The organism is Pseudomonadota bacterium, assembly GCA_018823135.1.
Lineage (GTDB): Bacteria > Desulfobacterota > Desulfobulbia > Desulfobulbales > CALZHT01 > JAHJJF01.
The window spans coordinates 1-14,218 of the sequence record JAHJJF010000093.1 but is presented as its reverse complement, the minus strand read 5'-3'; the positions used below and the strand labels follow the sequence as shown (position 1 = coordinate 14,218).

Sequence of the window (14,218 nt, the reverse complement as noted above, 5' to 3'; positions counted from 1 at the left end):
CCCCCATCCGGAAGGACGGCTGACATCGGTCAGCCCTTCTTCCGGACCTATTTCCTTTTTTGATCCTCGTGCGTATAAGTTTGTTCGGCTCTTTTTTGCAGTTGTACAGGAAAAAAATAAGGTGCCGGGAAAAGCACTTCATCCTCTTCTCTTGAGTTTGTTCGGAATTGCAGGAATGCCTAAAGATCTCATGAATAAACAGATATATGATCTAAAAGAAATGGGGGTGTCCACCCATTACATAGCGCGTAAGTACGGCATCTCAATTAAGAAGGTTCTGCGGATTTGTGTTAATCTCAGGGAAAAAGAATTCCAGCCCCTTTCTCTCTCCTTTGCCAGTGCGCTCTCCCCCATGATCGGCAAGGTCTTGATTAATTATTGGGGGGATAATGAAATTCTCGATCAGCCTGATATTATCGTTGCCCTTGGAGCCGCTAGCTTGAGTAAGGTGAAAAGAATCGGTCCTAAGTCTTTACAAATGATTGCGGAAAATCTGCAACGCTTTGGCTGTATCGATGACCCTGACTTCTGGCTGGCCGGCCATTGAGGAACCTCTCTTTGATCCAAAAATAGCGGATATCTTTCTGCGGGCGAGCCAGATGCTTGTTTTTTTCCCTACGGTATGGCTTTTATGATAACCCTTCGTGCTGAAAAACATCACCAAACAAACCCAATATCCAGAACTTACAAAACACATCCTGTGTTCCCTATGTGACCCCTCACAAAATAACGGCATGCATAAGTACTTGATATTACTGACCCCATGCACACCATGCACAGCAGGGTAGGGGAAACCAAGTGCTCTGGAATACGTAATGATTTTAGTAGGTTATATTTAATTGTGTATGTCTGGTTAACTGATTCGTAATCAGTAGGCCGCGGGTTCAATTCCCATCGCCGGCTCCAGTATTACCAAGGGCAGCTTTTTTATAAGAGCTGTCCTTTTTTTTCAGGATAAAGCTACTATCATAACAGAATTTGGTATCGAAAAAATCGATTTGACAATGAATAGTTGATGTGGGTAGCATTGTCTGAAAATGAATAATCATATTTTGTGAGTTTATCCATAATAACAACAGGGAGGTGTACGATGAAATTGACAAGGTTTATTGCTATTATTGGTGTGTTTTTATTGGCAGCCGGCTGTGCAGGCATGAAAATGTCCGAAGGTGATGCCGCCGCCCGTAATGATGTACTGTACACATGTAATTGCGGCCCCGAATGCAAATGTAACAGTATCAGCAAAGTACCCGGTAAATGCACCTGCGGAATGGATCTTAAATGGGGACATGTCGTTAAGGTAGAAGGCGATGAAGCGCTTCTCTGTCAATGCAAGGAAGGTTGCAAGTGTGCCATTGACCCAAAAGATTCCACAAAATGCGCTTGTGGCGGAGATCTTAAACGGGTGAATCTCAAAGGCACAGGAATGTCCTTCTGTAATTGCGGCGGTTCCTGCATGTGTAACACCGTGATGGATAAGGACGGTCAGTGTAAATGCGGCATGAAGTTGAAGCAGGCTAATTAACCTGTTTTAAGTCTGTTTGATTTCGAAATATTTAGAGGGCGGATCCTTAAAAAGGTCCGTCCTTTTTTTTTGATCAGATTGTCCTGGAAAGCTAATCAACTGTGGCAATTCGCCACCAAATCCTGTTAAATAATCCAATGATAAAAATAGCTCTTCTTCTCTTCGCAGTAGTGCCTGCCGGCCTGTATCTTTATTTTTCGAAAAAACGGCCCCGGAATCTTTGGCTGGCAACGGGGATATCCTTCGGTCTGGTTGCTTCACCGATAAGTATTGGTGTTCTCGGGTTCAATGTCACCCCGTTGATCGGCAAACTCCTGGGCCTGTTTGGCCTGATTCTTACTTTAATCCATGGCTTTCCCGGATATTTCATGGGAAGCGCCATCGGCATCACTAATCCTGGCGTGGTTCTTGCCTTTCCTGAACGTTTCTGGGTGGAAGTGTTGAACGGCATTTTCTGGGCGACAATTTATGGAATTCTGGGCTATACATTTGACGCCCAGCGTAGAGAAAAAGCCGAGGGACGATAGAGGGATTTCGGTCAGGATCACACCTTTTTCTTCAAGTCAACAAGGGGTGTGCCGTCAATCATATCTACACCCGTCACTTTTATTTCCAGGCCGTTAATTTCCAGTATCTTATACTCTGATACGGCAATGGGGTTGGGTCGCATGGGGCTGCGAGTGCTGAAAACGCCGCGAAGGCCGCGGGATTTATCGCCTCGCGGATAGACCTTAAGGACATCCCTCTTTGCCTGATGCAGCCAGAACAGCGCCACAATGGTCGTGCCCACCTCAATGCCGTCCATGGCATCTTTATACTGGCTGAATATCTCTATAACTCCGGTATAGTCTGAAATATCATAATTTTTCGGCGCCATTTCCCGTGATGTAATTTCACAGTGGATGACACCGATGGGATGAACGGCGTATGTTTCCTGAGTCAGTGGATTCATGTTGTTTATTCCAGTGGCTTGTATTCGGTGGAAAAGTAATCTGCTTCAACGGTTATTCGTATGGTTTTTCCTGGTCCAGGACCTCCCGGACAGCATTGGAAATCTCATGTTTGATGATCGGTTTCATGAGATATCTTTTGATGCCCATAGCCATGGCATGTTCTTCATTGATCGTGTCGCTGAATCCCGTACAAAGTATTATTGGGATGTGCGGGTTGATTGTAAGCAGTTTTCTGGAGAATGCGGCGCCGGTCATTTTGGGCATGTTCATGTCGGTGACAACGAGATCAAAATAATCCGGTTGATTTGTGAATGTTTTCAGAGCCTTGCTGCTGTCGGTAAAGGAGGTCACGGCGTAGCCTAAACTTTCAAGCATCTGCTGCAAAAGAAAGACTAATGGTTCTTCGTCGTCGACAATCAGTATTTTTTCGGTCCCACGGGGGAGGGGTGTTATGGCTTTCTGGATCTCAATGGAACCGGCAGACTCGATTCCGGGAAAGTAGACATGAAAAGTCGTGCCGACCCCAAGGGTGCTGTCAACGGTTATGGTGCCGCCGTGACTTTTGACAATACCGTGAACAACCGAGAGCCCCATACCGGTGCCCTCACCTTTTTCCTTGGTGGTGAAATAGGGTTCGAAGATTCTCTCGATGAGTGCTTGATCCATGCCGTGCCCCGTATCACTTACCTCAAGCCGGACATATGACCCCGGAGCAAGATCCATTTTGGCATTTATATCATCAGCGGTGATTTCAACCCCAACCAGGGAAACCCCCAGAGTGCCGCCTGTTTTTCTCATGGCATGATACGCATTTGTGCAAAGATTCATCATGATCTGGTGGACTTGTGTGGGGTCTGCAAGAACAGCTCCGCAATGAGTGTCAATATTCTGCTTAATTTCGATATTCGCAGGAATTGAGGCGCGCAGCAGTTTGAGAGATTCCTTGATGATATGGTGCAGGTGAATGGGCATTTTTTCCTGATCTGATTGGCGGCTGAAAGCAAGTATCTGTTTGACCATGTCTTTGGCACGTTTGCCGGCGGCCATTATTTCGTCAAGATATTTTGAGAGCTCACTGTCTGCGGATACTTCATATTTTGCAATGTCTGTATATCCCATGATTGCCGCAAGAATATTGTTGAAGTCATGGGCGATTCCTCCAGCCAGGGTGCCGATTGCTTCCATTTTCTGGGCCTGACGGAATTGGCCTTCAAGTTTTTTCTGTTCAGTGATATCCCTGGCTATGTGGACAGCACCTTCAAAGGTGCCATCGTTTGCAAAGATAGGTTCAATTGACACAAGAAAGGTTTTATCCAGTTGGGGATGCATTATTTCTGCGGATTGCTGGCCTTTGTCGCGGATTGATTCGATGTCCGGACAACCGAAACAGGGTTCGGATGCTCCGTAAAAAACTTCGTAACAGTGTTTGCCGATGATTTCATCGCAGCGCAGGTTGATGGAACGGCATGCCGCCTTGTTGGCGCGGACGATGCGCAGGTCCGGATCGAGAATGGTGACGATATCGCTTATGGAATTGAAGGTTTTTTCCCATTCCTCCTTGTTTTTCAGGAGTTCAAGCTCCGCCTTGGTGCGGTCGCTGATATCATGGATTATCGAGAACAGGCATTCCTTGCTCTGGATAATGATCGGGCCGCTGTATACTTCCACATCGCGAATCTCTCCATTGGCCAGCCGATGCTTGAAGAAGAATTGCCAACGTTCTTTTTTCTGAGCTCGTTTTATTTCCTGAAAAAGTTTCTCAGGTGTCAGGAGGTTTATTTCTGTCATCTTTTTGTTGATGAGTTCTTTTTTCGTATAACCGTAGTAAGCGGCGGCAGCCGGGTTTGCATCGATGATTTCAGTGGTTTGAGGATCCACCAGGATCATCACCGAGTGGTTGTCTTCAAACATGCTGCGGAATCGGGACTCACTTTCGCGAAGATCTTTTTCGGTTTTTTCCCGTTCTTTGATCGAGGCTTGCAATGCCCGGTTGAAACGCAGCAGGGTGACATACCGCATGAAGAGGGCGCCGACTATGGCGAGAACAAGCAGGAAAATCATTACCCAGAATACACGGCCCGGGGTCCAGAATGGTTTTTCCCTCCCATACCATTTCGCATAGATTCCCTGGTATTTCCCGCTGTTGAGCAATTCTTTCACTGCCGCATCCAATTGTTCCAGAAGTTCCGGATGCCCTTTTTTTACGGCAATGGCTCGTTTGACCTCCAGAATGGATTTGCCCACTGTTTTGATATTGTCCTCAATCCCCAGGGAACGGGTGATTATTTTCACCGGCGGTTCAGGATAGATCAGGGCCTCGGCATTTCCCGAAAGCAATGCCACTAAAGCCTCTTCAAGGGAATAGTGAATCTGCAGGGTTACCCCGGGGTGATCCTTCATGAGATCGTGGCCTTTGTTGGTTTTAACCACGGCCACCGTGTGGCCCTCCAGATCTTCTATCCTTAGGATGTTGGCCGTTGAATTACGAACAAAAATTTTGATATGGAACGCTTCCACCGGGGTGGTAAAGTCCAGGTACGAAGTTCTTTCGTCGGTAATGCCTAAATTTGGGATGAGATCAATGTCGCCGGTGTTGATTGCCTGAAGGACTTTATTCCAGGTGTCATAGACTATGTATTTGACGTTGAAGCCGGATTGTGCGGCAATTTCGTCCATAACTTCAATGGCAAAACCAACAGGTTTTCCGGTTTGCTTGTCGATGGAATAATGGGGAGGAAAATTTGCCGGGACCCCGGCAATAATGGTTTTCGAGTCTGCAGATGATTCGGGCGCGGAAAGCAGGCAGGTAAGAAAAAGCAGGAACAGGTGAAAAGGAAAGTATATGTTTTTATGCTTTACCATGCCGGGGATCGTAACGTGAGGCCTTTTAGATTTTTTTATGTTTTCGGGGCGTTGTGTGTTCTGGATTATTTCAACATAGCATTGGATGCATGTCAAAATAAATATGGGCAGCCGGGATGAATTGTGTTTGCCGACTGTCGCCGGCATGCTAAATTATACGTATGTTATACGTCTGATCTTGACCTGTTGCGCTACCCACGCGGTGGCCTCTCATTCGCCTCCTCGTTCGTGCCTTGCCTGATCAAGTGCTTCGAACTTAAGCAGCTATGTGTCGTTTCCATCCGAAAAACATATTGGAATAAACCCAAATGATGCAGATAAAAGAGTCTTCTGTTACCGCAATTTATTCCTTTGATCCGAAAACGAGGGTTATGCGCCCCTTGTTTTCCACCGGTGTATCCGCCGGATTTCCGTCGCCTGCCGAGGATTATATCGACCGGCATCTTGATCTGAACGAGCGTCTGATCGACAACCCCGCTGCCACTTTTTTTGTCCGGGTTGCCGGCGATTCGATGATCGGCGCCGGAATCAACCATGATGATATTGTAATCGTCGACCGGTCCCTGGAACCGGCAAGCGGCAGGATTGTAATTGCCGTGCTCAACGGCGAGCTTGCGGTCAAGCGTCTGGTTATCCAGGGAGACTCCTGCAGGCTGGTGTCTGAAAATCCTGAGTATCCGCCCCTTGAGATTTCTCCTGAAACGCCCCTTGAGATCTGGGGGGTGGCGACCTATGCGATTCATAAACTGTGATTGCCGGGACAGGAACGGCAGGCAGAAATTATTGTCAGGTAACCATTGGAAAGTTTTGGAGTCTCGCTGTTTTTTTCCGGCTTAAGTGCTTCGACTTTTCCGAACTGCGTAGCGTATAGGCCCATTGGCCAGCAGCGCATTTCGGACCGGGCGCAGTGCGTCTTGAAAAACCAGTGAAACTCCTGAGAGTTATTCATTCCGTTTTTTTTGCAGCGAGAGGTAAGGTAATTAATGAACAAAGTATTTGCCCTGGTTGACTGCAATAATTTTTATGCCTCGTGTGAACGGGTTTTCAACCCCTCGCTTCGAGATAAGCCCGTTGTCGTGCTTTCCAATAATGACGGCTGCATTATCGCCCGCTCCAACGAGGCAAAGGCCTTAGGCGTCGGCATGGGCCAGCCGTATTTCAAGTGCCGCGATCTGCTCAGGAAAAATGGCGTCCGGGTGTTTTCTTCCAATTATTCGCTGTACGGCGATCTTTCCAGGCGGGTCATGGACGTTCTTTCCCAGCTTGAGGCGGAGGTGGAGATCTATTCCATTGACGAGGCCTTCCTGATGCTGCCGGCAGATGGCAGCGGGTCAGCGGGCTACGCCCGGATCATCCGTGAAAAAATTCTGCAATGCGTCGGGATTCCGGTGTCAGTCGGTATCGCCCCCACCAAAACCCTGGCCAAAATTGCCAATCGTTTTGCCAAGAAAAACCCGTTGCATAACGGTGTTTTTGAGATCACCGGCGCAGGCGACGTGGACTCCCTGCTCAAAACCGTTGGTGTGGAGGATGTCTGGGGCATCGGCCGGCGTTATTTCTCGCTGCTTAAATTGCGTGGTATTCATACGGCATTTGATTTGAAGCAGGCTGACGATGCCTGGGTGCGGAAACGGCTGACGGTGGTTGGGCTGCGCACGGTTATGGAGCTGCGCGGCATTCCGTGCATTTCCCTGGATGAGACGCCGCCTTCTAGGAAATCCATTGTCTGTTCGCGTTCTTTCGGGCGTCCGGTGGAGTCCCTTGCCGATCTGCGGCAGGCGGTGGCCACATACACCTCGCGGGCCGCGGAAAGGTTGCGGGCAGCGCAGCTGGCCACCGGCTGTCTGCATGTTTTCCTTGCAACCAGCAGTTTTGATAAGAACCGGCCCGTCTATTCAGCCAGCCAGTCGGTGATTCTGCCGGAAACCACGGCCAGTACCCCGGTGCTTATCCGGCATGCCATGGCGTGTCTTGAAAAAATCTATCGGCAGAACTGCCGTTTTCAGAAGGCCGGGGTGATGTTCACCGAGATTGTTTCCGGCTCCTGCCGGCAGCAGCATCTTTTTGCCGAAAGCGCCAGGGATGATTCGCTGCTCATGAAAGCGCTGGACCGGATCAATGCCCGCTGGGGGCGCAGCACGGTTCAGTATGCCACGGCCGGGCTTGCAAAATCCTGGCATATGAAACGTGCGCAACTGTCCCCCGCCTACACCACACGCTGGAGTGACCTGCCGGTTGTCAAGGCATCTGTTTGAACGTGCTGTTCCCGGATGTCAGTGAGACTGACACAGGAGTAACCGCTGGATCAATCCGTATTCAGCGAAGATTTATTATTTGATACAGCAACCTGCAAACAAATGAATGAAGAAATTCTCAAACGGCTTGCAGCTAAGTTGTCTTATGAGAATCTATCTTGACTTAACAATTTAATATCACATACTATTTATACCATGACAACATGTAACAAAAGGGCGTAAATTTCAAACCATGTTTACCAGTAAAAAAACCCAGATTGCTTTAACCATTTGTGTTGGGATCGTCAGTATAGGGGCGGCCGGATATGTGGTAATTGAGGATTATTCCATTCGGGAAGCAATCTATATGTCGATTATTACCATTTTCACCGTCGGGTTCGGTGAAGTAAGGCCGCTCAGCGAAACAGGACGGTTGTTTACAATTTTTTTAATTCTTACCGGTTTCAGCAGTCTGGCCTTTGCCGGGCATGCTGTTGTTGAGTCTTTGCTTGAAAATGTCTGGAGCGATGTATCGGAGACCAAAAAAATGAAGAAAAGGATTTCGCAATTAAAGAATCATTACATTATTTGTGGTTTTGGACGGGTCGGGGAAAGCGCTGCAGATTATTTCAAGTCAAAAGGCATGGAATTTGTCATTCTCGAGGCTGATCCGAAACATTGCCAGCAGATTAAAGAAAAGGGCTATGATTTTCTGGAAGGGGACGCAACCCAGGAAGAATTACTCCTGGAAGCAGGGATTAAAAAGGCCAGCGGCCTGGTGGCGCTGCTAAAAAAAGATCCGGATAATCTTTTCATAACCCTTACCGCCCGAGAGCTTAATCCGACCCTTTATCTTATCGCCAGATCCGAACATGCTTCTGCCGAGAAGAAAATATTACAGGCTGGCGCTGACAGCGTCATTTCTCCCTTTGCCTCCGCCGGAAGAAGGATAGCTGCGGATGTCCTTGCCGCCACAACCGGCAGTAAAGTAGGACTCGTGGAAGATTCTGTTATTCATATGGCTTCAGCCTCTCGATGGATTACTGTTGATGGGGATTCCGATCTTGTGGGGAAAAGCATTCAGTCAATTTCCGAGGAAACCGGCAGGAAGATTCTGGGACTTCGTCGTAAAGGGATTGACACTATCATGCCCGACCCTGAAATGGTTGTCCTGGTTTCCGACAAGCTCCTGGTGCATGGAGGCGGACAAGCAAAAGAACCTGCCGAGCTGCGTTCTTCCGAGCCTCCAACAATTGTTTTCGTGGATGATAATCCTGTAATCCGGAGTCTTTACACACGTTTGTTTAAACGGGCGGGTTTCCTGCCGATTGCCGCTGATAACGGCCAACAGGGATTCGAGATTATCATGAAGGAAAAACCCATGGCTGCCGTGGTTGATTTCCGGTTGCCGGGACTCACTGGAATTGAAATCTGCAAAAAAGTTCGTGCAGTCGAGGAGTTGAACGATATGAAATTTATTCTTTTTACCGCTGATGAAGAACCTGCCACCAGGGAAGAAGCTTTAAAGGCCGGGGTTGATGCCGTAGTGTTGAAAAGCCCGGAGGCCTCCGAGGTTATAGATGCGGTGATTCAGCAGCTCAGGAAAAAGAACTGAGAGGTATTTATTAACCGATGCGGTCTGTAATTGTTCTTGTCTTAATAGTGCAACTTCTTGCAATGACTGCCCATGCAGGCACATCAAAGACCTACGGTTCCATATATAACGCAGAGTATGTTGCCGCCATTGACGGCAATACGATAATAATGAATCTGCCTGGAATGCATCCGCTCATTGGAAAACAGGTTGAGGTGCGGATACGCGGCATAGATGTTCCGAATCTTAACTCTCATTGCGAACAGGAAAGAACACTTGCCAAAAAGGCCCGCGATATTGTAGCTTCTTTGCTCCTTAAGGCGCGGGTCATTCACCTTGAAAACGTCGGCCGTGACTTGCGATTCAGGGTTACCGCGACTGTTATTGCTGACGGCAAGGATGTTAGTGATGTGCTGATAAAAATCGGCATTGCAACACTGACATCTCAAACCAGGATGAATACAGACTGGTGCCGTTAGACCGATTAAAACAACATTTGTGCATTGAACAATGGAAAAAAAAGAAGCAGTGACTTACCCCTGTGCCTGGCAGTATAAAGTCATCGGTATGGAAATCGAGGAGCTCAGGCAGGTGATTATTCAGGCTGTGGGCGATGGGGAGCAGGTTTTCCATTCAAACAGCAGCAGTAACGGGAAGTACCATTGTCTGAATCTGGAAATCACCGTGCAGAGCCAGGAAGTCAGGGATTCTATTTATTGTCTGCTCAAAAAACATGCAGGGGTCAAGATGGTTTTATAGCCGTTGCGGAGAGGAAAAACAGATGAAACGTTTTACACTTATTGTGTTGAGTATGATTATCATCGCGGTGTCGCCGGCGCATGTTTCGGCTTCGGATAACAACGGCGCCGCAAAAATGAATGATGTGCTGGATGTGATTCATGAATTTCTTTTGATCCCTGAAAAATCCGTCCCTCCAAGGTTGCTGGCCAATGCACAGGCAATAGCGATAATCCCATCGGTTATCAAGGCGGGGTTCATCATTGCCGGAAGAAAAGGCAGCGGCGTTCTTCTGGTGAAAAATGAACAGGGCGAATGGGGCAATCCCTCTTTTATAACTTTTTCCGGGGGCGGCTTAGGACTGCAGATCGGCTATCAGGCAACTGATATCATGCTGGTGTTCAAGACCCGCAAGAGTGTTGACAAGGTCCTGAAGGGCAAGTTTTCTTTTGGCGTTAATGCAGGGGCAGCCGCCGGGCCGGTGGGCAGGCAGGCTGAAGCAGCAACGGATTCCGAGCTCCGATCGGAAATTATTTCATTTTCCCGCAGCCGGGGGTTATTTGCCGGGGTCTCCTTTGAAGGGTCGGCAATTGATATTGATACGGAAACAACCAAAGAATTTTATGGTCAAGCCTCTGCTGAAATAAATGAGCCTGGTGCACGAACTCCTGAGAGTGTTGACAAACTCAAACAAATCATCAACAAACAGATCAAAAAATGAAAGTGATGAAATCGTAGATAGCGAAAGGAATGAGACTTCGAAAAGACTGATTTCATCGACTTGCCATGTAACCTGTTGATTTTGTCTGGTGGACCTTTTACTACAGCGACTTTATACGAGTCTGTCAAAATTCAGTTTACCTTGAAACCTGTCTTCTTGATCGCTTCCTTTATCGTCTCAACGGCCACTGGCTTTTCTTCATTATAGGTTGCTTCACCTTTTTCCAGATTCACCCTGACGTCCGCAACACCGTCTATGGCATTCATCGCCTTTGTAACCGAGGCAACGCAGTGACCGCAGCTCATTCCTGAAATTTTGATTGTCGGCATAGTAATTTCTCCTTAGGTAATGGCAATTTCCCAGCTTTGGCTGGACAAGTGGTAGTTAAGATATTACTCATTTATTTATAAAGATAATTATATCCACGAATAATATCAACCTGCAGGGCGATTTATCATGGAGAGCAAAACAGAAGTGAAAAAAAAATCAGACGGGCATGAGAGACTCAAGGTTTCTATTAAGGGGATGACCTGTGCGTCCTGTTCTTCGCGCATCGAAAGGGTTCTTTCGCAAATGGAGGGAATTGACGCCGCTGCGGTGAATCTGGCTACCGAATCAATGGCCCTGGCCTGGGATCCGGAAAAAACTGATATTGCCGCCATAGCCGACCGCGTCAAGGATCTGGGCTTTGAACTGGTCATGCCGGAAACGGCAAATGAACTGATTTTTGCCATTCGTGGTATGACCTGCGCCTCATGTTCGAGCCGCATCGAACGGGTTGTTTCGGCAATGGAGGGGGTGGTGAGCGCAAGTGTCAGCCTGCCTGCGGAAACCGCCCGGATAAAAATTGAAACGGACAAGGTTTCACCCACAACAATCCGTGAAACAATTAATAGCCTCGGGTTTGAAGCACAGCTGGAAACATCCCAAAGCGGCAGTCTTTTTGAACGGCAGCAGGCAGATACGCTGGCCAGGCTCAAAATCATGAAGCGGGAGCTGATTCCGGCCATGGTATTTGCCATGACCCTGCTGATTCTCTCCATGGGTCATATGTTTGGAATGCCTTTGCCTGAATGGCTTGCGCCTGATAGCTCACCATTAAATTATGCCCTGGCGCAGTTTATACTGGCCCTGCCGGTTCTTTACAGCGGCAGGAATTTTTATAGGATCGGTATACCGAATCTGCTGCGGGGCGGGCCGAATATGGATTCGCTGATCGCCATCGGCACCGGCGCCGCCTTTATCTACAGCACCTGGAATCTGATTGAGATTTTTCAGGGCATTGATCCTCAGACAAAGGCAATGGATCTGTATTTTGAATCTGCCGCCGTTATCATTGCCCTTGTTTCCCTTGGCAAATATTTTGAAACCCGCTCCAAGGTCCGGACCTCTGATGCGATCAAAAAGCTCATGGAACTCGCCCCGGAGCAGGCAACCATCCTGAGAGACGGCAAGGAAATTCTTATTGCGGTTGAGGCGATTGTTGTCGGTGATCTGCTGCTGGTGAGGCCTGGTGAGCGCATTGCTGTTGACGCTCTGGTTGAAAAGGGCAGGTCCAGTATTGACGAATCCATGCTCACCGGCGAAAGCATGCCCGTTGATAAGCAGGAGGGCGATAAGGTTTTCGGCGGCACTTTGAACAGCAACGGCGCCCTCCAGGTCCGGGCTGAAAAGGTGGGCCGGGATACCGTGCTTGCCCGAATTATCCGCATGGTTCAGGATGCCCAGGGATCAAAGGCGCCCATTGCCAACCTTGCGGACCGCATCAGTCTGTATTTTGTTCCCATTGTCATTGCCATCGCCATACTCTCCGGATTGGCCTGGTATATTTCCGGTGCAGGATTCCCGTTTGCCCTGCGGATTTTTATTGCGGTAATGGTTATTGCCTGCCCATGCGCCATGGGTTTGGCAACGCCGACATCGATTATGGTCGGCACCGGACGAGGCGCGCAATTGGGGGTGCTCATTAAAAGCGGCGAGGCATTGGAAGCGGCCCAGCGGGTCAATGCGATAATTTTTGATAAAACCGGCACCTTGACTTATGGCCGCCCGGAAATGACCGATTTTGTAGTCTTTGATGAAAAGCGTCAAAAAGAACAACTCCTTTATTTAATTGCCAGCGCCGAAAAGGCTTCAGAGCATCCTCTGGCCACAGCCATTGTCCGTGCTGCGGAAAAAGCGGGACTCACTCTTGAACAGCCTGCGAGTTTTGAAGCGATTACCGGAAAGGGTATAAAGGCGACGGTGGATGGCGTTTTGCTTCTTTTTGGAAATGCGCTGTTCATGCAGGAATCCGGCGTGGATATCGCTTATGACCGGGGGCTTGAAGCGTCTGCCGGACAAATCTCAGATGCCGGGAAAACCGCTCTCTATCTTGCAGTGGATGGGGAATTTGCAGCACTTATCGCAATTGCCGACAAGATAAAGGATGAGACAAAAGCCACGGTATCCCGCTTGCAGAAAATGGGCATTGAGGTCTTCATGCTTACCGGTGATAACCCAAAAACCGCTCATGCCATTGCCGCCCAGGCCGGGATCACCAATGTTATCGCCCAGGTTCTGCCGGAACATAAAGCGGCGCAGGTGAAAAAACTTCAGAATCAGGGGCGGATAACCGCAATGGTGGGCGACGGCATAAATGACGCTCCGGCGCTTGCCCAGGCGGATGTGGGGATTGCCATGGGTACCGGAATTGATGTGGCAATCGAGTCCGGAGATATTGTGCTGATGAAAGGGGACCTCACCGGGGTGCTGGCGGCATTTGCCTTAAGCCGCGCCACCATGCGTAATATCAAGCAGAACCTTTTCTGGGCCTTTGCCTATAATATTGTGGGTATCCCAGTTGCAGCAGGCCTTCTCTATATCTTCGGCGGACCGACCTTGAGCCCGATGATTGCCGGCGCAGCCATGGCCATGAGTTCGGTATCCGTGGTGTCCAATGCCCTTAGATTAAGATTTTTTACACCTGTGTAACCTTATGCCAAGCTGAAAAAAAAGCTGATTTCTAATAAAGATTTTTTACAATCGATTATAATTAACTTTTCTTTGTTAAGAATAATATGGAATCATTGTGTCAACAAGGTGGCATTCATGAAGATTTTCATCGTCGGCGGTACAGGATTTGTCGGCAGGTATGTTGTCAAGGAGTTGCTGGCAGCAGGGCATCAGGTAACCGCTCTGGTGCGAAGTAGCAGTAAAGTCTCGGTGATCCCGCCTGGTGCGGATCACCTTGTGGGCAATCCCATGGTCGCAGGTGACTGGCAAAACGCCATCAGTGATTTTGATGTGATAATCAATTTTGCCGGGGCAAATATCTTTTGCCGCTGGACTGCTGAGAATAAAAAACTGCTTTACGAAAGCAGGATACGGACAACCGGAAATATAGTCGATGCCCTTAAAAAACAAGGCAAGGGCAAACAACAGACCCTGATCAATACAAGCGCGGTGGGGTACTATGGTTTCTGCGGGGATGAAACTATGTTCAAGGATGCTCCTCCGGGCAGTGATTTCCTTGCTTCCATCTGTGTTGATTGGGAAAAAGAAGCGGGCAGGGCATCCGAAGCAGGCGTGCGGGTTGTAACGCCTCGTTTT

General features: G+C 48.5%; 14 protein-coding genes. 11 read left to right on the top strand and 3 right to left on the bottom strand.

The window, feature by feature from the left end:
* The 3 genes from KKE17_10210 to KKE17_10200 form a co-directional block, all read left to right on the top strand.
* Nucleotides 1-547, top strand: a 547-nt coding sequence (locus KKE17_10210; protein MBU1710364.1) for a hypothetical protein, incomplete at its 5' end; no start/stop codon positions are given.
* A gap of 543 nt (nucleotides 548-1,090) precedes the next feature.
* The gene (locus tag KKE17_10205; protein ID MBU1710363.1) at nucleotides 1,091-1,525 is read left to right on the top strand and encodes a hypothetical protein; all 435 of its coding nucleotides are present in this window, start codon (nucleotides 1,091-1,093) and stop codon (nucleotides 1,523-1,525) included.
* Nucleotides 1,526-1,662: 137 nt separating this feature from the next.
* The gene (locus KKE17_10200; protein MBU1710362.1) at nucleotides 1,663-2,052 is read left to right on the top strand and encodes a hypothetical protein; all 390 of its coding nucleotides are present in this window, start codon (nucleotides 1,663-1,665) and stop codon (nucleotides 2,050-2,052) included.
* 17 nt (nucleotides 2,053-2,069) lie between these two features.
* On the opposite strand, the gene tsaA is transcribed toward KKE17_10200, so the two are convergent.
* Both tsaA and KKE17_10190 read right to left on the bottom strand, forming a co-directional pair.
* The gene (gene tsaA, locus KKE17_10195) at nucleotides 2,070-2,477 is read right to left on the bottom strand and encodes a tRNA (N6-threonylcarbamoyladenosine(37)-N6)-methyltransferase TrmO (protein ID MBU1710361.1); all 408 of its coding nucleotides are present in this window, start codon (nucleotides 2,475-2,477) and stop codon (nucleotides 2,070-2,072) included.
* A 52-nt stretch (nucleotides 2,478-2,529) separates the two neighbouring features.
* Nucleotides 2,530-5,340 carry a transporter substrate-binding domain-containing protein gene (locus KKE17_10190; protein ID MBU1710360.1) on the bottom strand — a complete coding sequence of 937 codons (2,811 nt, stop codon included), beginning with the start codon at nucleotides 5,338-5,340 and terminating at the stop codon, nucleotides 2,530-2,532.
* Between the two features lie 311 nt (nucleotides 5,341-5,651).
* On the opposite strand from KKE17_10190, the gene umuD reads away from it, so the two are divergent.
* From umuD to KKE17_10160, 6 genes are all read left to right on the top strand, one after another.
* The gene (gene umuD, locus KKE17_10185) at nucleotides 5,652-6,092 is read left to right on the top strand and encodes a translesion error-prone DNA polymerase V autoproteolytic subunit (GenBank protein ID MBU1710359.1); all 441 of its coding nucleotides are present in this window, start codon (nucleotides 5,652-5,654) and stop codon (nucleotides 6,090-6,092) included.
* Between the two features lie 231 nt (nucleotides 6,093-6,323).
* Nucleotides 6,324-7,595: a Y-family DNA polymerase gene (locus tag KKE17_10180; protein MBU1710358.1), complete on the top strand. Its 1,272-nt coding sequence runs from the start codon at nucleotides 6,324-6,326 to the stop codon at nucleotides 7,593-7,595.
* Between the two features lie 232 nt (nucleotides 7,596-7,827).
* Nucleotides 7,828-9,189 carry an NAD-binding protein gene (locus KKE17_10175; protein MBU1710357.1) on the top strand — a complete coding sequence of 454 codons (1,362 nt, stop codon included), beginning with the start codon at nucleotides 7,828-7,830 and terminating at the stop codon, nucleotides 9,187-9,189.
* Between the two features lie 17 nt (nucleotides 9,190-9,206).
* Nucleotides 9,207-9,647, top strand: coding sequence for a thermonuclease family protein (locus tag KKE17_10170; GenBank protein ID MBU1710356.1), 441 nt, complete (start codon nucleotides 9,207-9,209; stop codon nucleotides 9,645-9,647).
* 31 nt (nucleotides 9,648-9,678) lie between these two features.
* Complete coding sequence (locus KKE17_10165; GenBank protein MBU1710355.1) at nucleotides 9,679-9,927, top strand: DUF493 domain-containing protein; 249 nt, start codon at nucleotides 9,679-9,681, stop codon at nucleotides 9,925-9,927.
* Nucleotides 9,928-9,949: 22 nt separating this feature from the next.
* Nucleotides 9,950-10,627 carry a lipid-binding SYLF domain-containing protein gene (locus KKE17_10160; protein MBU1710354.1) on the top strand — a complete coding sequence of 226 codons (678 nt, stop codon included), beginning with the start codon at nucleotides 9,950-9,952 and terminating at the stop codon, nucleotides 10,625-10,627.
* 131 nt (nucleotides 10,628-10,758) lie between these two features.
* On the opposite strand, the gene KKE17_10155 is transcribed toward KKE17_10160, so the two are convergent.
* A complete protein-coding gene (locus KKE17_10155; protein MBU1710353.1) occupies nucleotides 10,759-10,956 on the bottom strand; it encodes a cation transporter in 198 nt (65 codons plus the stop codon).
* 127 nt (nucleotides 10,957-11,083) lie between these two features.
* On the opposite strand from KKE17_10155, the gene KKE17_10150 reads away from it, so the two are divergent.
* Entirely contained in the window at nucleotides 11,084-13,600 is a 2,517-nt protein-coding gene (locus KKE17_10150) for a heavy metal translocating P-type ATPase (protein ID MBU1710352.1), read from the top strand.
* A 117-nt stretch (nucleotides 13,601-13,717) separates the two neighbouring features.
* Nucleotides 13,718-14,218 (top strand): NAD(P)H-binding protein (locus KKE17_10145; protein ID MBU1710351.1); only part of this gene is annotated, 501 nt, incomplete at its 3' end.